The 21,758-nt window shown below is 71.6% G+C and carries 16 protein-coding genes; 9 read left to right on the plus strand and 7 right to left on the minus strand.

Annotation, left to right across the window (positions count from 1 at the left end; genetic code table 11):
• Window positions 1–233 precede the first annotated feature (233 nt).
• Window positions 234–1,007: an MBL fold metallo-hydrolase gene (locus WMF11_RS17855; RefSeq protein ID WP_437909574.1), complete on the minus strand. Its 774-nt coding sequence runs from the start codon at window positions 1,005–1,007 to the stop codon at window positions 234–236.
• A gap of 233 nt (window positions 1,008–1,240) precedes the next feature.
• Here WMF11_RS17855 and WMF11_RS17860 point away from each other — a divergent pair, with 233 nt between their 5' ends.
• The 3 genes from WMF11_RS17860 to WMF11_RS17870 all read left to right on the plus strand — a co-directional run bounded on the left by WMF11_RS17860 (window position 1,241) and on the right by WMF11_RS17870 (window position 8,814).
• On the plus strand, window positions 1,241–2,653 hold the full coding sequence (locus tag WMF11_RS17860; protein WP_437978293.1) for a hypothetical protein: 1,413 nt from the start codon (window positions 1,241–1,243) through the stop codon (window positions 2,651–2,653).
• Window positions 2,654–2,663: 10 nt separating this feature from the next.
• Window positions 2,664–7,475, plus strand: a complete 4,812-nt coding sequence (locus WMF11_RS17865) for a sigma 54-interacting transcriptional regulator (RefSeq protein ID WP_437978294.1) — start codon at window positions 2,664–2,666, stop codon at window positions 7,473–7,475.
• Between the two features lie 61 nt (window positions 7,476–7,536).
• Entirely contained in the window at window positions 7,537–8,814 is a 1,278-nt protein-coding gene (locus tag WMF11_RS17870) for a hypothetical protein (protein ID WP_437978295.1), read from the plus strand.
• Window positions 8,815–9,124: 310 nt separating this feature from the next.
• On the opposite strand, the gene WMF11_RS17875 is transcribed toward WMF11_RS17870, so the two are convergent.
• Window positions 9,125–10,576 carry a glycosyl hydrolase family 8 gene (locus WMF11_RS17875; protein ID WP_437978296.1) on the minus strand — a complete coding sequence of 484 codons (1,452 nt, stop codon included), beginning with the start codon at window positions 10,574–10,576 and terminating at the stop codon, window positions 9,125–9,127.
• A 1-nt stretch (window position 10,577) separates the two neighbouring features.
• Here WMF11_RS17875 and WMF11_RS17880 point away from each other — a divergent pair, with 1 nt between their 5' ends.
• Window positions 10,578–10,793, plus strand: coding sequence for a hypothetical protein (locus WMF11_RS17880; protein ID WP_437978297.1), 216 nt, complete (start codon window positions 10,578–10,580; stop codon window positions 10,791–10,793).
• 163 nt (window positions 10,794–10,956) lie between these two features.
• On the opposite strand, the gene WMF11_RS17885 is transcribed toward WMF11_RS17880, so the two are convergent.
• Window positions 10,957–11,868: a LysR family transcriptional regulator gene (locus tag WMF11_RS17885; protein ID WP_437978298.1), complete on the minus strand. Its 912-nt coding sequence runs from the start codon at window positions 11,866–11,868 to the stop codon at window positions 10,957–10,959.
• Between the two features lie 131 nt (window positions 11,869–11,999).
• Here WMF11_RS17885 and WMF11_RS17890 point away from each other — a divergent pair, with 131 nt between their 5' ends.
• The gene (locus tag WMF11_RS17890) at window positions 12,000–12,692 is read left to right on the plus strand and encodes an O-methyltransferase (RefSeq protein WP_437978299.1); all 693 of its coding nucleotides are present in this window, start codon (window positions 12,000–12,002) and stop codon (window positions 12,690–12,692) included.
• Window positions 12,693–12,748: 56 nt separating this feature from the next.
• Here the strand turns inward: WMF11_RS17890 and WMF11_RS17895 are convergent, their stop codons facing one another.
• Both WMF11_RS17895 and WMF11_RS17900 read right to left on the minus strand, forming a co-directional pair.
• Complete coding sequence (locus WMF11_RS17895) at window positions 12,749–14,002, minus strand: Kelch repeat-containing protein (RefSeq protein WP_437978300.1); 1,254 nt, start codon at window positions 14,000–14,002, stop codon at window positions 12,749–12,751.
• A 182-nt stretch (window positions 14,003–14,184) separates the two neighbouring features.
• Window positions 14,185–15,150, minus strand: a complete 966-nt coding sequence (locus WMF11_RS17900; protein WP_437978301.1) for a LysR family transcriptional regulator — start codon at window positions 15,148–15,150, stop codon at window positions 14,185–14,187.
• A gap of 145 nt (window positions 15,151–15,295) precedes the next feature.
• On the opposite strand from WMF11_RS17900, the gene WMF11_RS17905 reads away from it, so the two are divergent.
• From WMF11_RS17905 to WMF11_RS17915, 3 genes are all read left to right on the plus strand, one after another.
• The gene (locus tag WMF11_RS17905) at window positions 15,296–15,871 is read left to right on the plus strand and encodes a DoxX family protein (protein ID WP_437978302.1); all 576 of its coding nucleotides are present in this window, start codon (window positions 15,296–15,298) and stop codon (window positions 15,869–15,871) included.
• Between the two features lie 146 nt (window positions 15,872–16,017).
• On the plus strand, window positions 16,018–16,374 hold the full coding sequence (locus WMF11_RS17910) for an antibiotic biosynthesis monooxygenase family protein (RefSeq protein ID WP_437978303.1): 357 nt from the start codon (window positions 16,018–16,020) through the stop codon (window positions 16,372–16,374).
• Window positions 16,375–16,534: 160 nt separating this feature from the next.
• A complete protein-coding gene (locus tag WMF11_RS17915) occupies window positions 16,535–17,563 on the plus strand; it encodes an alpha/beta hydrolase family protein (RefSeq protein WP_437978304.1) in 1,029 nt (342 codons plus the stop codon).
• 267 nt (window positions 17,564–17,830) lie between these two features.
• On the opposite strand, the gene WMF11_RS17920 is transcribed toward WMF11_RS17915, so the two are convergent.
• A complete protein-coding gene (locus tag WMF11_RS17920; RefSeq protein ID WP_437978305.1) occupies window positions 17,831–19,270 on the minus strand; it encodes a PLP-dependent aminotransferase family protein in 1,440 nt (479 codons plus the stop codon).
• A 3-nt stretch (window positions 19,271–19,273) separates the two neighbouring features.
• A complete protein-coding gene (locus tag WMF11_RS17925) occupies window positions 19,274–19,861 on the minus strand; it encodes a LysE family translocator (RefSeq protein WP_437978306.1) in 588 nt (195 codons plus the stop codon).
• A 182-nt stretch (window positions 19,862–20,043) separates the two neighbouring features.
• Here WMF11_RS17925 and WMF11_RS17930 point away from each other — a divergent pair, with 182 nt between their 5' ends.
• Complete coding sequence (locus tag WMF11_RS17930; RefSeq protein WP_437978307.1) at window positions 20,044–21,141, plus strand: hypothetical protein; 1,098 nt, start codon at window positions 20,044–20,046, stop codon at window positions 21,139–21,141.
• Window positions 21,142–21,758 lie beyond the last annotated feature (617 nt).

The following is a 21,758-nucleotide window of genomic DNA, read 5'->3' on the forward strand; positions in this document are numbered from 1 at the left end:
GACCGTTCTATTTTGTCAAGCGACGGGGCAGCCGACCCTCCTCGACGATCGCCTGCATTGCCGGCGCACGCTAGAGCGACAAACGGGTTGAAACCACGAGAAAAGCAGGAATTTCACAGGGAGACGGGGAGGCGGGGAGCGAGAGACGGCAAGAGAAAGAAATTCATTCTTTCTTCCTCCCCGCCTCCTCGCCTCCCTGTGAAAATTCTCCGGGTTTCAACGTGTTCGGTATTCTAGGCGCGCTTCGCCAGGTAGGCATCGACCAGCTCGATCAGCCGTGCCCGGCCGAAGCTGGGGTCGTGGCCTGCATGCACGATCTGCACTGGGAGCTCCCGCAACCGCTTCATGGTGCGGACGTAAGCGGGAATGTCTGCGCCCTCGATCTCATCCAGCAGCGGCCCGTCATAGATCGCATCGCCCGAGAACAAGGTCCCGGTCGCCGCCTCCCACAGACCGATGCTGCCCGGCGAGTGACCGGGCAGGTGCAGCACCTCGAAGTGACGGTCGCCGAGATCCACGACGTCGCCTTCGGCGACGACCTCCGTGACCGGCGCGCCATGCAGGGCGTAGCTTGCGATGTCGTACTCCGCGTAGGGCAGGGCGGTGATCACATCGCCCTCGATCGGATAGCCAGCGTCGCCCAGCTTGCGAATTGTCGCGGCGCCCATCACCGAGGCCAGCAAGGTGCCGCGGTCGGTCGGTGAGCGCAGGTTCTCCGCCTCGAGATGGTGCACCAAGGTGTGCTCGAAATCATGGTGGCTGCCCACATGATCGGCGTGGGTGTGGGTCGCGACCGCCGTCACCGGCTTGTCGAGCAGGTGCTTCATGGCCTCCCGCAGGCTGACGATGCCCAACCCCGTGTCGATGATCAGGTCGCGATCGCGACCGCGCACATGCCAGATGTTGCAGCGCATCAGCGGCACCACGTGCGGCTCGATCAGCAGCGTGATGTCATCGCTGACGCGCGTGATCTCGAACCAGCGGTCGGCGATCGGCAAAGTGGCCATGCGTTTCACTTCAACCGCCCGCCTTACTCCTCGCTCGGCCGGTCGTCCATGGTTACCAGCTCCTGGTCACCCCGCCGTCCCGGTTACCACGTCCCCTGGTAACCGCCCCGGTGCGACGCGCGCAATCCATTGAAATTCAATGACTTGGCGCGATGGCCCGAGAGCTGCTTCAGGGGCTGGCAGGAGACCTTACCATGGTAACCGAACCGACATCCCACCGCCTCACGCTTCCCATGCTCCTCGCTACCCTGCTCGCCGCGTGCGCCGGAACGGCCGACGGCGGCAGCTCGACCGGCGACGCCCCGGCCGATCCGGCCGCTCCAGCGCCCCACGAGGGCGCCCCTTCCGGCCAGCAGGCCGCGCCCGCGGTGCCCTCGGCGCCGGATCTCGCGTACCCCGGCAAGGGCTTCATCGTCCACGAATGGGGCACCGACACCGTGGTCGTCGGCTCCGACGGCTCGCTTCAACCGGGGCTGCACCACGAAGAGGAGGACCTCCCCGCCTTCGTCTATGACCGGCTCGGAGCCGGCACGCTCGATGGCTCGATCTCGACGAGCGTCAACGTGAAGATGGAGACGCCGGTCACTTACTTCTACGCCGAGGAGCCGCTCGACGCGCATGTCCATATAGGGTTCCCCAAAGGGATCTTCACGCAGTGGTACCCCGCCGTCCGCCAGTTTTACCCGCCCATCATCGCGCCCGGCAGCGTTGCTGACTTGACGACGTACGCGGACCCGGCGTTCGACCCCGACTTCCCCTTTGGCTCGCCGATGTGCTCAGAGATCTACGGCCCGAACGCGCGCGGGTTCCTCGAGTGGAGCAACATCGAGGTCCTCGGGCGCGACAGCGATATCCCCCTGCCCGAGGCGCCGCTCGATCGGTTCACGTGGGCGCACGCGCGCCAGGTCGGCGCCAACCCGCTCCGCATCGCAGGCGTGCCCGGCGCGATGGAGGCGCCCCAGCACGAGCGCTTCCTGTTCTATCGAGGGCTCGGCAACTTCGACCTGCCCGTCCGCGTGACGGCCGGCACCGGCGGGGCGATCTCCGCCGAGAATACCCTCGACGAGGCGATCGGCGCCGTCTTCGTCCTCAACGTCGGCGCCTCGACGGGGGCGTTCGTCGCCCACCCCAAGGGCATCGCCACGGGCGGCACGCTCGTCGAGCGCGCCCCCTCGCTCGACGGAGCGCCGCCGCTCGACGAGTTCGTCGAGTCGCTCGGCGCGAGCATGATCGACACCCTCGACGCGACCGGCCTGTACCACGACGAGGCCGTCGCCATGGTGAACACCTGGAAGCGCCAGTGGTTCCGGACGCCCGGCGTCCGGGTGCTCTACCTCGCTCCGGAGGCGTGGACCGACGCCTCGATCCCGATCGACATCATTCCCATGCCTGCCGATGTCGTGCGCGTCATGATGCTCCGCGTCGAGGTGCTCTCGCCCGAGATGGAGGCAGCGGACGTCGGCGCGGCGAGGCGGCTCGCAGATCCGTCCCTCGCGGGGGACGCCGAGCGCCACTTCGACGATCTCGGGCGCTTCGCCGAGCCGCGCCTCCGCCGCGCGCTCACGCTCCTCGGCGAGCCCGCGTACGGCCAGCCCCTGCTCGCCCGCATCGCAGCCGGAGCGACGGCGAGCGCCGCGCGCGAGTAACCTCTCGGCCATGCACGCCCCGCGGCGCGAGCCCTTCGTGGCCCATGCTCGGTACGAGCCGGGCGAGATCCTCGGGCAGGGGGCGCAGGGCGTCGTGGGGCGCGTGATCGACCGCGAGGCGCGGGGGCGCGAGCTCGTCGCGAAGGTGTTCCGTCAGGGCGCCTTCCGCGAGGACACCCTGCTCGGCGAGTTCGCGCTGCTCGCGCGCCTGCGCGTCCCCGGCGTGGTGCGGGCGCACGATCTCGGGCGGGATGAGCGGACGGGAGCGCCCTTCCTCGTCGAGGAGTACGTGGCCGGCGACGACGCCGGGGCGTGGGTGCAGGGGGCCCCGGCCGGCGAGCGCCCGGCGCGGCTCGCGGGCGTGCTCGCCGGCGTCGCGAGGACGCTCGCCGCCCTGCACGACGCGGGGTTCGTGCACAGCGATCTCAAGCCGGCGCACGTCCGGATGCGGCCCCTCGGCGGGGGCGGCGCCGAGGCCGTGCTCCTCGACCTGGGGGCGGCGGTGTCGAGGGCGCGCGCGCCGGGCGGCGCCGTCGCGTTCACCTCGGCGTTCGCCGCGCCCGAGCTGCTCGCCGGGGGCGCGCCGTCGGCCGCGTCCGACCTCTACAGCCTGGGGGCGCTCGCGTGGTGCTCGGCCGCGGGCCGCCCGCCCGGGCCCCTTCGCGCGCGGCGCCCGCTGCGCGACGCCGCGTCGTGGGTGCAGCCGAGCGTGGCCGAGGTGATCGAGGCGCTGCTGGCGCTGCACCCGCGAGACCGCCCTGCCGAGGCCCGCGAGGTGCTCCGGCAGCTCGGCGTCGCGGCCGCGGAGGCGGGCATCGCCGTGGGGACGCCGCCCGCGCCCATCGGGCGGGAGCGCGAGCTCGAGGCGCTGCAGCAGGCGCCGTCACCGTCAGGCCGCGTGCGCTACGTCACGGGGCCGAGCGGCGCCGGCAAGAGCCACCTCGGGCGCGAGCTCGTGACGCGGGCGCTGCTCGCCGGGCGGAGCGCCAGGTACGTGGCGTTCCCGCGCGAGGCCGACCCGCTCCTGCAGCGGCTCATCGCGTTCTTCCGGGGCGCCGAGCGGGCGCCGCCGTTCGTGACGCCGCCCGGCGACGGGCCCCCGCTCCTGCTCTTGCTGGACGATCTGGATCAGGCCCCGGCCGAGCTGCGCGCCGCGCTCGACGCGTACCGGTGCCGGCCGGCGGCGCCCGGCGGCGCGGCGATCGAGGTGGTCGCGACGGCCCGGAGCGCGCCCGAGGGCGCGGCGTGCGTGGCGCTCGGGCCGCTCGGCGACGCGAGCTTCGGCGCGCTGTGCCGCGCGCTCGGCGTGGACGACGAGGCGAGCGTGCGCGAGGCCGCCGTGGCGTCGGGGAAGAACCCGGGGTGGCTCTTCGCGTCGCTCGGCCGCGTGCCGCTCACGAAGGACACCGCGATCGAGCGCGTGCGCGAGCTGTCGGCCGACGCCTGCGCGACGCTCGCCGCGATCGCCATCGCGGGCGGCGCCCTGCCCGAGGCGCGCTGCGCTCTCGGGTTCGGGCGCGGCGGCCGGGTGTACGCGCGGGGTGGCGCGCAGCCGGGCGCCTCCGGCGAGCGAGCCCTGGGCGAGCTGCTCGCGGGCGCGCTGATCGCGCGGCGGGAGGCGGCGGCCGGCGCGCTCACCACGCTGTCCGCTCCCGCCCTGGCGAGGGATCTCGCCGCGGCGCTCGCCACGCCGGAGGTCGCCGAGGAGGTCGCCGCGGCGCTGCTCGCGGATCCAGGCGCGCCTGCGTCGGCGCTCCTCTCGGCGGCGGCGGCGCCGTGCACGAAGGCCCGGCGCGCGCAGCTCCACGAGCGGGCCGCGGCGCAGGCGCGCGAGGCCGGGCTGCGGTCGGAGGAGATCGAGGCGCTGCTCGCGCTCGGCGAGGACGCGGACCGGAGGACCCCGGCGCTCCTCTGCAGGCTCGAGCGGCTGACGCGCGACGCGGGCGTGGGCGCGGCGCACCCGCAGGTCGTGGCGTGGCTCGACGAGGCGGCGCAGCGCGACGAGCGGGTGCTCGTGCTCGCGCTGCGGCGGCGCGCGGAGAAGCGCGCGCGGGATGGAGACGCGACGGCGGCGAAGGAGCAGGCGCTCGCGGCGCTCGCGGCGGCGCGGCGGCTCGGCGGCGGGACGGCCGAGGCGTTCGCGCTGTCGACGCTGGGGCTCGTGGCGCTGATGCGCGCCGACTGGGGCGAGGCGGAGGCGTGGCTCGCGGGGGCGCAGGCGAAGCTGCCCGCGGCGGGCGAGCGCGCCGACGGCGTGGACGATGTCGAAGAGGTGGCGCGGCTTCACCACAACGCGGGCATCGTCGCCCTGTACCGCGGCCAGGTGGACGGCGCGGTGCGGACGTTCGAGGCGTCGCTCGCGGTCAAGCGGACCCTCGGGGACCGCGCCGGCATGCGCTCGTGCCTGATGAACCTCGGGATCGCGCTCGGGAAGGCGTCGCGCTACGAGGAGGCGTTCGGCGCGCTCGACGAGGCGATGCGGCTCGCGCGATCGCTGGGGCAGGTGGCGGGGCGCGGCTGGTGCCTGTCGGCGCGCGCGGACATCGAGGTGCGCCGCGGCGACGCGCGCGCGGCGGAGCGCTGCATCGAGGAGGCGTGGGCGCTCGCGGCGTCGCTCCCTGCGGCGATCCAGGCCGATCTGGTGATCGCGCGGGCGAACGTGGCGTTGCTCGACGGCGACGGGCGGCGGGCGCTCGCGGCGCTCGCGGCGCTGGACCCGGGCGTGCGGGCGAACGACCCGCTGGTGGACGCGCGGGCCCAGGTGGCGGAGGCGCAGGTGTACCTCACCAAGCTGCCGGCGGAGCCCCGGCGGGCGGCGCGGGGCGCGATCCGGGCCGCGCGGCGGGCGCGCGCGGCGATGCTCGCGGAGGTGGAGGCGCAGGCGCTCGACGTGCTGCGCTCGGCGCGGCCGGGCGCAGCACGTCGAGCGCCGGCCGCGGCGACGGCGCGGGGCGGCGCGCATGCGGCGCAAGGGGCACCGGCGGCGGCGCAGGGGGCACCGGCGGCGGCGCAGGGGGCACCGGCGGCGGCGCAGGGGGCACCGGCGGCGCAGGGGGCACCGGCGGCGGCGGGCGGCGCGTATGCTGGCCCAGGCATGACGGCGGCGGCGAGCGGAGAGGACGACGCGCTCTGGGCGTGGCTCGCGTCGGTGGCGACCGCGGACGGCGCCGCGGAGGCGGCAGTCGGGCTCGCGCGCGCCCTCGTGCAGCAGTCGGGGGCCGAGCGCGCGCTGCTCGCCGTGGTCGACGAGCAGGGCCGGGTGGTCGCGGCCTGGGGCGCCGACCTCGACGGGCTGGAGATCGCCGAGGCGGCGCGGCGCATCGCGCCCGACCTGGCGCAGCTCGCGCTGAGCCAGGCCGCGCCCGTCCACTACCAGCGCGACGTGGAGACGCCGGGCGGCCGCGGCTCGCGGCTCGTGCTGCGCGTCGGCGCGGGCCACGCCTCGATGGGCGCGCGCGCCCTGGCGGCGAGCGCGGCCTCGCCAGACCCGGCGCTCCCCGGGCCTCCGCGCGCGCTCATCGTGATCGAGCACCGGTTCCGCCCGGCGTGCTTCGACGCCGTCACGGAGGCGCGGGCCGCTCGCTGGGCGTCGCTCGCGGGGCTCTTCCTGCGGCTCTTCGCCCGCCCCGGCGCGCCGGAAGAGCCCCGCCGCGAAGGCCCGGCGCCTCCCTGCCTCGCCTCGCTCGCGGAGCCCGCGCCCGATCTCCGGCGCGCCGACACGACCGTCGTGCCCGCGGCCCAGCCGCGGAGGAGCTTCCCCGACATCCTGGGCCAGAGCGCCGCGCTGGGCCGGGCGCTCGCGCGCCTCGACGCGGCCATCGACAGCGATCTGCCCGTGCTCCTCCTGGGCGAGACCGGCACGGGCAAGGAGCTCTTCGCCCGCGCGCTCCACGATCTCGGCCCGCGCCGTTCGCGCGAGCTCGTCGCCATCAACTGCGGCGCCGTACCCGACGCGCTCTTCGAGGCGGAGCTCTTCGGCCACGCGCGGGCCTCGTTCACGGGGGCCGAGCGCGCGCGCCCCGGCCTGCTCGCCCGGGCCGAGGGCGGCACGCTCTTCCTCGACGAGCTGGGGGAGCTGCCGCTCGCGCGGCAGGCGGCGCTGCTGCGGGCGCTGGAGTCACGGCGCTATCGCCCGGTGGGCAGCGACGACGAGCGGCCGTTCGACGTGCGGATCGTCGCGGCCACGAACCGGGATCTCGCGCAGGCGGCCGCCGAGCGGGCGTTCCGGCAGGACCTGCTCTTCCGGGTGAACGCCATCGAGATCCACCTGCCGCCGCTCCGCGACCGGGAGGGCGACGTGCCGCTGCTGCTCGCCGGGGTTCTGGCCCGGACGGGCGCCCCCATCGAGATCGCGCCGCGCGCGCTCGCGGCGCTCGATGCCTACGCGTGGCCCGGCAACGTGCGGGAGCTCGCGCACCTGGTCCAGCGCCTGGCCGCGCTCGGCGTGCGCCGCGTCGAGCTGGAGCACCTCCCGCGGGGGGTGAGGGCGAGCGCGCCGCGGGCGAGCGCGCTGCGGGCGAGCGCGCCGCGAGCGAGCGCGCGCCGGGCGCCCGACGCCGCCGAGCTACCCGCGTCGCCGACCCGGCCGCCGATGGCCGGACCCGTCCCGCCGCCGGCCGCGGGGCGGGGAAGCTCGGGCGAGGCGCGCCACGCGCTGGCCGAGGACGACGAGCGCGAGCCGATCCGGCGCGCGCTCGCGGAGACCGGCGGCAACATCAGCCGCGCGGCCGAGCGTCTCGGCATCACGCGCCACGGTCTGAAGAAGCGGATGGCGCGCCTCGGCATGCGCGCTCCCTCCGGGTCGCAGAGGAAAGCGGAGTGAATCCCCTCGTGAAGGCGCCGCTGACAGAGAGGCAATCAAACGCAGTCGTGGAGGACTCCTTATGAAGGGCAGCGGTTCCGGAGCACTGAACACATCGAGGCTCGAGGAGGAGCGCCGACAGGGCCGCGCGGCAGGAGAAACGGCCTTTCCGATCTCCCCGCGCCCCTGCCATCGAGGGCCGAGCGCTCGCCGTGGATGGAGCGGGCGGTTCGCTCTCGCGCTGCTCGTCGCGGGCTGCTCGCCCGCGGCCGTCGACGGAGCGCCGGCGCACCTGCCGGACGGCGGAGGCGGCGCCCCCGCCGAGCCGCCCTCGCCCGCTGCGTGTGATGCCTCCGCGGCCGATGGCGTCGCCGTCTTCGCCTCGAGCGTCGACTCGGGCGACCCGCAGGCTCCCGGCGCTCCGCCCTACGCGATCGACGGCTGCTTGCTGGCCTACGTCGCGCCGCGCGAGGCTGGCGACGTGAGCGGCGCCCTGAGGCTGCGTGATCTCGGTACGGGCGAAGAGCTCCTCCTCGCGCCGGCCGCCGAGACGCCCCGCCGGCCTGCGCTCGCCGGCGACGTCGTGGTCTGGGAGGCGACGGACAACGGAGCACGCGTGGTGCGCGTGCGCCGGGGGGGCGAGACGCAGACGATCCGCGGCCCGTTCCATCACGCGGGCGAGCCGCGCGTGGCGGGAGACGCCGTGGTGCTGACGGGCTGGCTGACCGCGGACGAGAGCGGCGACACGGACGTCTTCCTGTACGAGATCGGCCAGGCGGAGGCGGTCCCGATCGCGTCCGGCCCGGGGCAGCAGCGCTTCCCGGACGTCTCAGCGACGCACGTCGCCTTCGCCGATTTCTCCGAGGATCCCGACGGCCGCTTCGACGAGGACGAGCGCGATCTCGCGGACATCGTGGTCTATGACCGGCGCACGAGGCGCGCTGTTACGCGATCCCGGGAAGGCAAACAGTCCTTCCCGATGCTCGGCGCCGGAGAGAGGGTAGTAGCTTATCTCGAATGGGCGCCGTTTCATCCGGAGCCCAAGTACGAGCAGTTCGATCTGCGGATCGGGGACATCACCGCTCTTGCCGACGGCGACGCCCTGGCCGCGAGCATCGAGCAGTCGGGCCTGCCGTACGTGCTCCCCGAGGTCCGCGGCGAGCTCATCGAGTGGGTGGAGCGGCCCGCGGACAGCAATGCGTCCTTGCGGCGGAGGCCGGCCGATCTCTCGGCGCCCGCGGCCGAGGTCCCCGGGCTCTCGGCGTTCGAGCTGTTCGGGCCGTCGGCTTCTGCGACGATCACGGTGGTCGCGGCGCGCTCACCGGGAGGCGAGCTGGAGCTCCGCGGCGTCGCCCGGTGATCCGGGGGGCGCGGGCTAGAGTGACAAGCGGATTGAAACCACGTGAAAAAGCAAGAATTTTACAGGGAGGCGGGGAGGCGGGGAGGAAGAAAAGAAAAAATGATTTTCTCCCTCTTGCCGTCTCTCGCTCCCCGCCTCCTCGCCTCCCTGTGAAAATTCTCCGGGTTTCAACGTGATTGCTATTCCAGGCCCGCTGCGACGCGGTGCAGGTCCGGGAACGCTACCTCCCGGCGGGACATGCCTTGTGAGGGTCGGCGTCGGGCGCCCGCGAGCACCGGCGTGATCCCGAGCGCCCCCCACGCCTGCCGAGCTACTTCTTCGCGGCAGCGGCAGCCGGCGCCGCGGCCTGCGCCTTCGCAGCGGCAGCCGGCGCCGCGGCCTGCGCCTGCGGCGTGATGATGCGGAACTTCCCGCTCAGGTGCAGCAGCGACATCGTGTACAGCATGCCGTCGTAGTACCGCCACTTGCCGGTGGGCGCCTCGCGCTGATAGAGCTCCTCGACGAAGCGCCAGGCCCGCGGATGGGTCGCGGCCAGCGCCGCGACGGCGTTCGCCGACACGAGCCCGAGCGAGTCGTAGTCGACGGTGGGCTTGCCCTCGAGGGTGAAGTTGCCCTTGTACTTGGGGCCCTGCGCCTCGAAGAACGCGAGGAGGCGATCGCTCAGCTCGGTCTGCCGCGGATCCTTCGCCCACCACGCCGCGTCCACCGACCAGTTCATCGCGGTGCGGAACGCGTCCTGACGGAAGTTGGCGGTCCCCGCGTCCCAGGAGGCAGCCTTGGGGGTGCCGTCGAAGTTGGCGTAATCCGGAGCGAGCCCGGTCTTCGGATGGGTCACCTTGACGAAGTAATCGCGGCTCACCTTGGCCGCCTCGGCCCAGAACGCGCGATCCGCCTCGGGGCCCCAGGCCGCCCAGATGTCGTAGAACGCCGGCAGGTGATACGACGGATCGGTGTGATCGCCGTTCTTCGCGAAGTTGTCCGCGTCGGGCGTGAACCGCACCATCTTGTGCTCGGTGTTGAAGAGCGAGTGCAGCGTCGTCTTGCGCTTGTCCTTGTTGACCGGACCGGTGATCGGCTTCCGGTTCTTCATCGCGTCGAGGATGGCGAAGGCTTCCTTCTTGTAGTCGTAGATCCCCTTGCCGTTCCCCCAGCGGTTGGACGCGAAGAGCAGCGCGGTGGCGAAATACTCCTCCGCGTCCGGGGCCGGATTCTCGTCGATGGCCGTGCCGTCCGGGCGCATCTGCCACGAGAAATAGCCGAAGCCGGGGTGCTTCGGATCCGCGCGGTACATGTGGGACTTGGCCCAGTTCCACAGCGCGTCGAAGTCGTCTTTGCGATCGACCTGCACGGCGATCATCATGCCGTACGACATGCCCTCGGAGCGGACATCGTTGTTGCCGATGTCCATGATGTACGCCTTGGGGCCGTTCGCGTTCTTTCCCGCCGGGAACAGGACGGCCTGCTCCTTGGGATCGCCGTGGAACAGCTGCTCGTAGGCCTTCGCGATCTTCGCGTCGATCTCTTCGGGCTTGTGTCCCAGCTCGGCGAACAGGTTGCGGTACTCCCCCGTGACGAACGCTCCCTTGGCAGCGGGCTTGAGCGGCGGACCGAGGGGCGCGGGCTCCGCCGGGGCGGGCGCCTGGGCCGCGCCGCTCGGCGTTGCGGTGCTGGCCGGAGCGGCGCTGCCGGCCGGGTTCGTGGAGCTCGCCGGATCGGGCGAGCCGACCTGGGTGCCTTGGTTGCTGGGCGCGCAGGCGATCACCGTGACCGCAAACCATGCCGATGCGACGGGAGACGTTAGCATTCGCAAGTTCATCGCTATCCTCGTGTTCGAGCTCGCATCCTCTGAGGACGCGCTCGGCGTGAACATCGCTGGCGACGTCCACGTGATGACGCTGATGGGCGAGAAGGAAATCCAACCGCTCGGAGGCGTCAAGTCCCAACTGCCGGGCCTGCCTCGGGGTGAGAGGACACCGTGACAACCGCGATCCGGCTCTTCTGGAAAAGTCGCGTGATCCCGGCATCTTTTCATGTGTCGAAGGGGATCGCCTTCACGTCACAGCGCTGCTCGCTCACGGGTCGACGCGGTCGACATGATCGACGTTCACACGCCCCGAATCGGCGCTGCCGGGTCGGGCGCGGCTACGCCCTGAACTCCGCCAGCGACCGGCAGGCGCGGCGGAGCCGGTCGCGCAGCCACCGGTGCGCCGGGTCGGCGTCGAAGCGGGGGTGCCACGCCTGCGAGATGGTGATGGCCGGCGTGGTCACGGGCAGCGGGAACGTGACGAGATCGAAGCGCGGGGCGGCGTGCGCGAGCCATTTCGACGGGAACGCGCCGACGAGGTCGGAGCTGGCGAGGAGGCACAGCGCCGCGTAATGGCCTGACGCCACGGCCGCGGTGGTCCGGGCGAGCCCTTTCTTCTTGAGGGTCTCGTCGATGGGGCCCCAGGTCTTGCCCAGCCTGGAGACGCCGAGGTGGGCGTGCTCGACGAACCGCTCCAGCGTCACCTTGCCGGACGCGAGCGGGCTGCCGCGGCGCACCACGCCGACGAAGCGGTCCCTGACGAGCGCCTGCACGCGGATCTCCGGGCCCATGTCCCCGATGATGCCGAGGTCGAGATCGATCCGGCCCTCGCGGAGCGCGGCGACGTCCTCGTCGCCCTCGGGCAGGAAGCGGACGGTGACGCCCGGGGCCTCGGCCCTCAGCGCGTCGAGGAGCGGGGCGCCGACGAGCCCGAGCATGCCGTCGCTGGTCCGGACGGCGAAGCTGCGGGTGAGCGCGGCGACGTCGAGCGCGCCCCGCTCGCGGAGGACCGCGCTGGCCGAGGCGACCACCGCGCGCACGCGCGGGCGCAGCTCCGCGGCGCGCGGCGTGGGCACGAGCCGCCGGCCGGCGCGAACGAGGATCGGGTCGCCCACGGCCTCGCGGACGCGCGCGAGCGTGCGGCTCATCGCCGAGGGGCTGAGGTGCATCCGCTTCGCGGCCAGGAGGACGCTCTCCTCCTCGAGGAGCGCGTCGAGCGCGACGAGCAGGTTCAGATCCATGGAGTGCATGGGACGCAGCAATAACTTACCGTACATGCACTGGAAGTCATGTCTGTTCGGGCGCAAGTTCGGTGTCGACAAGGGCAGCCGCGAGGGCAGGGGAGCCGTCGCCCGTGCCGGCCCGGAGGAGACATGCCATCATGAGCACGACGCTCGATTCGCCGCGCGTTCAAAGGACCCTCGACCGCCTCTTCCAGGACGCCGACAGCGGCGATCCGGGCATCATCGCCCGCGTCCGCGCCGACTGGGAGCGCCTCGGCCCGAGACCCGACCCCGAGACGCTCGCCCACACGCTCGCCGACGCGTATCTGCCGGTCTCCCGCGAGGTCGGGCGGCTGCTCCACCTGCTCGCCTTCGCGGCGCGGGCGCGCACGGTGGTGGAGTTCGGCACGTCGTTCGGGATCTCGACGGTGTTCCTGGCCGCGGCCATCCGCGACGGCGGCGGCGGGCGGGTGATCGGCAGCGAGCTGCACCCGGAGAAGGTGCGGCGGGCGCGGCAGAACCTCGATGAGAGCGGGCTCGGCGATCTCGTCGAGATCCGCGAGGGAGACGCGCTGGTGACGCTGCGGGACGTGGAGGGGCCGATCGATCTGGTCCTGCTGGACGGATGGAAGAACCTTTATTTGCCGGTGCTCCGGATGCTCGAGCCCCGGTTGCGGAGGGGCGCGCTCATCGTCGCGGACGATCTCGACATCGCGCCGGATGACCTGCGCCCGTACCTGGAGTACGTGCGCGGCGCGGGCAGCGGCTACGGGTCGGTGGAGATCCCGCTGGGGGACAGGCTGGAGGTCTCCTGCTGGCACGGCCGCGACGGGCGCGAGCGCGAGGCGTGAGATAGGCCGCCTCGTTCCTCACGCGAGGGCGAGCGGAACGAGGCGGCGTGCGCGCATCAATGCTTCTTCTTGCAGCCCCCGTAGCGTTCCACGCTGGCGAGGGTCGGCGGATTGCTGAAGTACGTCGCGTCATACCCGCCGGTGATGAGGACCGAGCCGTCTTGCAGGGTCGTCGCGGTGGGGAAGCCCCTCTGGATCGGCTCGTCGATCGGGGTCCAGCTGCCGTTCGCCTCCTTGTAGATCTCGGCGCCGTCGCTGCCGACGGCCATCACGCGGCCATGGGACATGGGCGCGACGGCGGACGCCCACGTGTGGAGGAAGTTCGGCGGCGCGGTCAACGTCCACGTGTCGCTCGCGGGATCGTAGATCTCGGCGGTCTCGCCGGCATCGACGAGGACCTCGATCTCCTCCTCGGTGCCGCCGTAGATCCTGCCGCCGCCGCCGACCACCAGCACACGCCCGCTCGGCAGCAGCGTGGCCTTGTGCTGCATGCGGGGCAGGTTCGTCGGCGCTGCCGCCGTCCAGGCGCCCGTGGCCGGATCGTAGATCTCCACGCTGGTGCGGCCCTGGGGCATCTCGTTGCCGTTCAACGTGTAGCCGCCGACGACGAGCACGCGCCCGTCCTGGAGCAGCGTCGCCGTATGCAGGTAGCGGGTCACCGACATCGACCCTGCGCTGGACCACGTGTTCGTGGCAGGATCGTAGAGCACGGCCTCCTTGAGGGTGCTGTCGTCGTCGCTGCCGCCCGTGCGTAATACCCGCCCGTCCGGCAGGAGGGTGAGCGCGGTATAGGCGAACTCCCAGCCACGGGCCGCCTCGCCGGGCGTGAGCGGGACGCTCGCCGTCGTGCCCGTGATCGGATCGTAGACAAGCCCGCCTGGGCTGAAGAGCACCCTGCCGTCCTGAAGGAGCGCCGCGCCCACGGGGGACATGGGGTAGGGCAGCGTGTGACGGGGCGTCCACGTGTCAGCGGCGGGATTGTAGAAGTCGACCGTCGTGGGGTAGGGGTAATCGCCGCTGCCGCCGGCGACCAACACCTTGCCGTCCGGCATGAGCAGGGCGATGTGCCGCTCTCGCGCCTCTGGCAGCGGCGCCACGGACGACCACTCCGCGTGGACGCCGACGTGGCGGCGGCACTTCTTCTTCTTCGCGTGATGGCCGGCCGACGACGGCACCGCGTGCACCTCGAGCGCCGCCTCGTCGAGCGGATCGTCCGCGGGCTCCGGCGCAGAAGCGCAGCCGGCAGCCGTCAGCGCAGCGAAGGACAGGAGCGCGCGCAGACCGCGATGGCAACGACCGATGGTGGACATGGTAGGACCTCGTAAGGAGTTAGGGGAGGGGGCGGCCGTCCCTGCGGGGACCCGCCACGAGCGCAACAGAGGATCATACCCGATCTCCGCGATGCCGAGGTGAGCGGAGGCCTGGTCACCCCGCTCGTTTTGACCGCGGCGCGGTGGCGTCCCTCCTCGCGAGAGCTCGGTGACCACAGACATCATCGCCGCCGCTCCCTCCTGCGCTCCGGCTGCGCCGGGGCGGCCGCGCCGCGCTGCGCCCAGGCGTCCCACGCGGGCTCCTGCCCGAAGCGGCTCACGACGAAGTCGATGAAGGTCCGGACCTTCGCCGAGAGGTGCCGCCCCTGCGGGTAGACGGCGTGGATGCCGACCTCCTCGAGCGCGTAGCGGGGCATCAGCGGGACCAGGCGGCCTGCGGCGAGGTCCTCGCCCGTGATGAACGTCGGCGCGACGCCGATGCCCAGCCCGCTCAGCATGGCGACGCGCAGCATCTCGCCGTTGGTCGCCGTGAGCCGGCCCTGGACGCGCACGGACACCTCCTCGCCGCCGGGCCCGCGGAACCGCCACTGGCCCGGCGTCGCACGGTACGTGTATTCGAGGCACTCGTGGCGGGCGAGGTCGGCCGGCTCCGCCGGCGCGCCGCGGCGCTCGACGTAGGCCGGTGAGGCGCAGAGCACGGAGCGGCTCGGCGCGATGCGGCGAGCGGCCAGGCTCGAGTCCGGGAGCGCGCCGATGCGGATGGCGAGATCGAAGCCCTCCTCGAGCAGATCGACCTTGCGGTCGTTCAGCGAGACGTCGACGGCCACCTCCGGATACGCGAGGAGGTAATCGGTGATCACCGGCGCGAGGTGGCGCATCCCGAAGGTGATGGGCACCGAGATCCTGAGCCGGCCCCGCGGCGCCTCGTGGAGCGCGCCGGCGGCGGCCTGGGCTTCCTCCACCTCCGCGAGGATGCGCGCGCAGCGCTCGTGAAGGGCCTCGCCCGCCTCCGTCAGGCTGAGCCGCCGCGTCGTCCGGTGGATGAGGCGCGCGCCCAGCCAGTCCTCGAGCGCGCGGATGTGGTTGCTCACCCCGGCGGGGGACAGCCCGAGCTCGCGCCCGGCCTTCGAGAAGCTCCCGGTCGCGACCACCTTCGTGAACACGGCCATGCTGGTCAAGCGGTCCATCGGGCTCCACCATCTTTCAGGATCGCGCAAAGGTCCTTCAAGCGCCGGGTGCGTTATCACGCGCCCGGATCGGGTGCATCCATGTCGCCTGAGCCGCGGTGACGTGCCGATCCCGGCAAGCGCCGGCGGCGGAGGAATCATGACCATGGACCGGATGCTGAGAGTTCTTCTCCCTCGCGCGCTCGATCGCTCCACGTCGACGGGCCTGCTCTTCGCTCGCCTGGTGGCCGGCACCGCCATGGCCCTGCACGGGGCGCCGAAAATGATGGCCGCGACGAGCTGGATGGGTCCGGGCCCCGTGCCGGGATGGCTCCAGGCGCTCGCCGCCTTCGCCGAGCTCGGCGGCGGCATCGCCTGGATCCTGGGCCTGGCCACGCCGCTCGCGTCCGCCGGGATCGGGGTGACCATGATCGTGGGGATCGCGGTAGCTCACGTCCCCGCCGGCGAGCCGTTCATCCGTCTGACCGTGCAGGGCGTCGACGCGGGGCCCGGCCTCCCCTTCGGCGGTCTGCCCACGTGGCTCGTGCGCGCGGGCGGCCGGAGCGCCATGGGATCAGGGTCCTCGGAGCTCGCGTCGCTGTTCATCGCCTTCGCGGTCCTCCTCCTCGGCGCGGGACCGGGACGGTTCTCGCTGGATACGCTGCTCGCCCGGCGGTTCGGGCGCCGGCTCGCTGCCGACGGCGAACTCGGGCACGCAGGCGAGGCGGCGCTCGTGCGCTGAGCTGCAGGGTCCGTCGGGCGAGGACCCGGTCGCGTACCTCGAGCGCATCCTTGGTTCCCTCGAGTCATCGTGACCTGATAAACGGATGTGGCCCGCAGCGCGGACCACGGACTCGGTTCCCCCCGCGCTCGCTTGCAGGAGGTCGCATGATTCAACGGATCTGGCACGGCTGGACAACCCCGGAGAACGCCGACACGTACGAGGCCCTGTTGAAGACAGAGATCTTCCCGGGAATCCTGGCGAAGCAGGTGCGAGGCTTCCGCCGCATCGAGCTGCTCCGGCGCCCGCTCGGGGACGAGGTCGAGTTCGTCACGATCATGTCGTTCGACTCGATCGAGGCCGTCAAGGCGTTCGCCGGGGAGGACCATGAGAGCGCGTACGTGCCAGCGAAGGCGCGCCAGATCCTCGCGCGTTTCGATGCCCGAGCGCAGCACTACGAGCTCCGTGAGGCGCGAGAGAGCGAGGACCAGCGCGCCGGTGCAAACAGCACTGGCGATACGTGACATCCCCCGGCAGGCGTGCCGGGAGCTCGCGAGCGACGGCGCAGTCCCCAAAAGGCGCCCTGCGCTCTATATGCCTTCCCGAGGACCCCGCTGCGCCACTGCACGTCCACGGAGGCTCGTCATGACTCGCCACACGCTCGCCCGAATGGTTGCACTCGCCGTGATCTCGTCCGTTTCCCCCGTGACCAGGGCCGCCGACGCGGCCGCGGGCGAGGAGCGCCTCTCGAGGAAGATCGACGCCATCGCCGGCAAGCTGGAGAACGCCGCCTTCGAGCGTGACGTGGAGCAGAAGAAGACCGATGACGTGCTCTGGTTCCACAAGGTGGGGGACATCGCCGTCATCGACAAGGTCAGGTACACCGGTCCGCCCGACCCGAGGGGCGAAGAGACCTACGGAATCGCCAACGCTCGACACCCATTCGTGCTCTGGGCCTATGTATTCGTGCCGCGAGGGCTCGACAGGTCCTTGAAGCACCCGGTCCTCCTGTTCCCGCACGGCGGCGTGCACGCAAGCTTCGACACGCAGAGCGCGCACATCGTCCGCGAGCTGATGCTGCAGGGATACGTGGTCATCGCCCCCGAGTACCGGGGTTCCACAGGATATGGCGAGGCGTATCACAAGGCCATCGACTACGGCGGGCTCGAAGTGGACGACATCGTCGAGGGGAGGAACTGGGCCGTCGCCGCGCTGCCCTTCGTCGACCCGGACCGGGTGGGAATCATCGGCTGGAGCCACGGAGGGCTCATTGCCCTGCTCGCCGCCGAGCGCTTTCCGGAGATGTTCAAGGCGGTCTATGCCGGCGTGCCGGTGACCAATCTCATTGCGCGGCTCGGCTACTCGACCCAGGATTATCGGGATCTGTTCTCTGCGCCCTATCACATCGGCAAGACACCCCACGCGGACGTGGCGGAGTACCAGCGGCGCTCGCCCATCTACCATGTCGACAAGATCTCGGCGCCGCTGCTCATCCACGGCACGACCAACGATCGGGACGTCCATGTGCTCGAAGTCGAGCACCTGATCCAGGCGCTCAAGGCAGCGGGAAAGCGCTTCGAGCACAGGATCTACGCCGACGCCCCGGGCGGGCACGCGTTCAACCGGATCGACACGCCCGCCGCCGTCGCGTCACGCAAGGAGATCTACGCGTTCCTGGCGAAGCACCTGAGACGGCGAGCCGAGCGCTCCTGACGTCGCTGGGCCGGGGAAGCCTCCTGGTCAGGCGCGCCGCTCCGCTAGAGCGACAAACGGGTTGAAACCACGAGAAAAAGCAAGAATTTCACAGGGAGGCGGGGAGGCGGGGAGCGAGAAACGGTAAGAGGGAGGAATCCATTTTTTTTTCTTCCTCCCCGCCTCCCCGCCTCCCTGTGAAAATTCTCCGGGTTTCAACGTGATCGGTATTCTAGCGCGCCTCGACAGGGCTCGCCGCGGTGCGCGGGCGGGGAGCCTCCCCACCCGCTACACCCCCACTGCCGCCCTCGCCATCGCCCCCCGCGCGCTCGCCACGGCCGCAAACCGCTGCTCCAGGTACTCCGCCACCCGCACGTGCTGGCTGAACACCACATTGAACCGGATATGCGGATCGCCCGCCCCATCGGCCATGAACGTCGCCCCGCGGGCCAGCAGGATCTTGTTGAGGTACGCGTCCTTCACCAGCTCGTCGACGTCCACCCCGCGCGGCGCCGTGCCCCAGAGGAACAGCCCGCCTTCACCCGGGTGGTCCAGCAGCACGCCGGCGTCGCGCAGCCGGCGCGCCGCCGCGTTCCGCGCCGCGCCGAGCTTCTGCTGCAGCCGGTCGATGTGCTTGCGCCACCTGCCGGCCGACAGCACCTCCAGGAGCACGAGCTCGTTCAGCGCGCCGCTCGTCAGCACCGAATAGATCTTCTCGCGCAGGAGCGGCTTCAGCCGCCCTGGCTCGGCCGCGATGTAGCCCAGGCGCAGCGCCGGGCTCAGCGCCTTGCAGAAGCTCGAATAATAGACCACCCCGTCCAGCCCGGAGAGCTGCGCCAGCCGCGTCGGGTGCCCGGGGTGGAAGTGACCGTGCACGTCGTCCTCGGCGATGAGGACACCGTGCTGGTGCGCGATCGTCAGCACGCGGTGCAGGTTGGCGGCGCTCGAGCCCCAGCCGGTCGGGTTGTGCAGCACGCTCTGGAGGAACATCAGCTTGGGCCGGTGCTCGCGGCACGCAGCCTCCAGCGCCCCCAGATCCACGCCGTCCGGCCTTCGCGCCACCGGGACGAGGCGGTAGCCCGCCTGCCGCAGGCGGCCGAACAGCAGGAAATAGCCCGGGGTTTCCACCAGCACCGCGTCGCCCGGCTGGAGGGTGCTCCGGCAGATCAGGTCGATGGCGTGCGTGCCGCCCCAGGTCGTGAGCACGCGGCCCGCGTCGGCCGCGATGCCCTGCGCGCGCAGCAGCGTCGCGATGCGCTCCCGTAGCTCTGGCAGCCCCTGCGGCGGACAGCGCGCCGCCATGCCGGCGTCGCTCCGGGCGAGCGCGCGCTGGAGCACCGTCGCCGGGATGGCGTCGCTCAGCCAGCTCGCCGGCAGCGCGCCGCTGCTGGCCAGCAGCACGCCGGCGCGCTGGTCGTTCGACTGCTGCGCCAGCCACACCGGCTCCTGCTCCTCCCCGGCCTCGAGCCACGCCTCGCTCGGCATGGCCGACGCCGCCTCGCACACGAAGAACCCGGCCGTGCCGCGCGACTCGACAAGCCCGGCCGCCACCAGCCGATCGTAGGCCGTCACCACGGTGTTGGGGCTCACGCCGAGCTGACCCGCCAGCTGGCGGATCGACGTCAGCCGCGCGCCGGGCGGCAGCTGCGCGCCCTCGATCAGCGCGCGCAGCCGCGCCTCGATCTGGTCGGCCAGGGGAACGGCGGAGTCGCGGTCGAGCGAGAACATGGGTCAACGCAGGAACAGGAGCGCCAGCACCGCCAGCGCGCCGGCCATGATGCCATTGAACAGCCGGTGCCGTCGCGGATCGGTCAGAAATCGCCGGATCGCCACGCCGAACAGCGCCCACGCCGAGGTGCATGGAAAGGTGATGGCGAGGCTGACGACGGACACGAGCAGGGCGCCGCTCGCCACGCCCATGCCCGCCGGCATGAACACCGAGGCCACCGTGATCGCCTTGACCCAGCTCTTCGGGTTGACGGCCTGGAACAGCGCCCCCTGCGCGAACGACAGCGGCCGAGGCACCTCGGCGCCCTTGACCGCGGCGCCGCCGGTCAGCTTCCACGCCAGCACCAGCAGGTACAGCGCGCCGGTCACACGCAGCACGGCGTGCAGCGCCGGGTAGGCGGCGAAGAGCGCGCCCAGGCCCAGGCAGGCGACGAAGGTCTGGACCGCGCCGCCCACGCTGATGCCCAGGAGATGCGGCAGCGATCCGCGGTAGCCGAAGTTGGCGCCCGAGGCGGTGAGCATCATGTTGTTCGGCCCAGGGGTGCTCGACATCACGAAGCAATAGGTCAGGAGGGGCAGCAGCTCGGTCATCGCAGATCGCTCCGGTCGGGGATGGACCGGAGCGTAAGGAGGCGGTGTTCGCCGGTGAAGGCACAGGGGACGCGCCGCACGAAAGCACTGTGTCAGTCGCGCGACAGGTACAGCGCCGAGCCCGGCGCCCGGGGTACACTCGGCGCAGCGCAGCCGGATGAGGCCGGGGGCGCGGAGGAGACATGACGCACGAATCAGCGGCGTGCGAGGCCGAGAAGGCGGCGTTCTTCCGACCGGAGAACGAGCGGGAGGGCTCGCGCCACGAGATCTCGAGCCCCGCGGGGAAGTACAGGCTCGTGGTGTCGAGCTTTTCGACCGGAAGTGGCAGCTGGGATTACGCCCAGGGCGAGGTCTACAGGACCGGCTCCACCGACCCCGTCGCCGTCGTGCAGCGGAACTACGGGTCGTTCCCTTTCTTGTTCGTCGAGGGGCATGCGAACGGCCACGATTACCTGGTGTGCGGCGAGGACTACCAGGGCCAGACCGTGGTGGAGCTCGACACCGGAAAGCGGCGAGATCACCTGCCGGACGAGGCGAGAGACGGGATAGGCTTCTGCTGGGCGGACATGCGCTTCGAGCCGTCGGCCGCGATGCTCGTCGTCGAAGGATGCATCTGGGCGTGCCCGTACGAGCTCCGCTTCTTCGACTTCGCGGACCCGATGTCGGGGTGGCCCGAGATCGAGGCGACCGCGATGATCGACGCCGATCGGCGCCCGCCGGCGTTCAACGCCGACGGGACGATCGTCTGCTACCAGTCGGCGCGCGCCGACGCGGCCAGGGGCGACGAGGCCGAGGCCCCGATCGCCGCGACCCTGACGTTCCGGCGCGACGGCCTGAAGCTCGTCCTCCAGGGCGAGTGGATCTCCGAGGAGGAGCAGGCGAGGCGCGAGGCCCGCGAGGAAGAGCGGAAGCGGTACGAGGTGTGGCTCGCGGGCTTCCGCGCGAACGATCCGCTCTACCGCGCGGTCGTCGAGGCCGTGACCGATCCGGCCTTCTCTCCGGAGAAACACGACGGGATCGGGGTCACGTACGACGGCTGGTGTCCTCACTTCAAGGGCGAGGAGCGGCGTATCACCCGCCGGCTCGTGAAGCAGGGGACGAGCCGGTACACGATCGACATCGAGTGGGGCGCGGAGATGGGTCCGATCAAGCTCGTCATCTACAAGAACGGCAACCGCGCGGAGGACAGGTTCTTCGAGCACTCCGCCGCTGGAATGCGCGACGCTTTGGCCTGCGCGAAGTCCTTGATCGTGAACGAGAAGGAGGCCGCGGGCGGGTGACCGCCGGCTCTCCCTGCGTGCTGGCGCCTTCTGGCGGTGTCCACCTGAGCGGGGGCATAATGGCTGTTCCTTTCCGGGCCCGACTGGGCCCTGGTCCTCTCTGGGAGCACACGGGACGTTTGTTCGAGACGGTGGGGATGGCCCTCCCTCCGCCGGGGGAACAGCGGTCCCGCCGCAGGTGAGACTACCGTTCACCTCGTAATGGCTGCGGCGTCGCCGACGGTGAGGCCTGATGCCTGAGAACAGCTGGATATGCAGCAACGCTGTGACTGTATGAGCTGGCTTTTTGTCGCTAGGGCTCATCCTGGGTAAACCGGAGGCGGCGCGAATAGCTTTACGCGCTTGTTTGGCAGGCAGCGGCGCTATCCCGCCGGTGCGCGTGGTGATGCGTATAATAAAGACTGCTTCGGTTGCTGCGTAATTACGCAGTTCTTTGCTCATAATCTGCCTAACAATGGCCGGCCAGCGGCAGCGGCCAGCGGCCAGCGGCAGATATGGCGTGTGACAGTGCGGTCGAAACGATGTCTTGAATCAGAATTCGGTCATGGGTTTGACGAATGTGTTTCGTGGTTATATGACAATCGTATCTCGGGGCGCGTCGTCTGATGTGCTCTGGA

Source organism: Sorangium sp. So ce295 (genome assembly GCF_051527405.1).
In the GTDB taxonomy this organism is placed as follows: Bacteria; Myxococcota_A; Polyangia; order Polyangiales; family Polyangiaceae; genus Sorangium; species Sorangium cellulosum_B.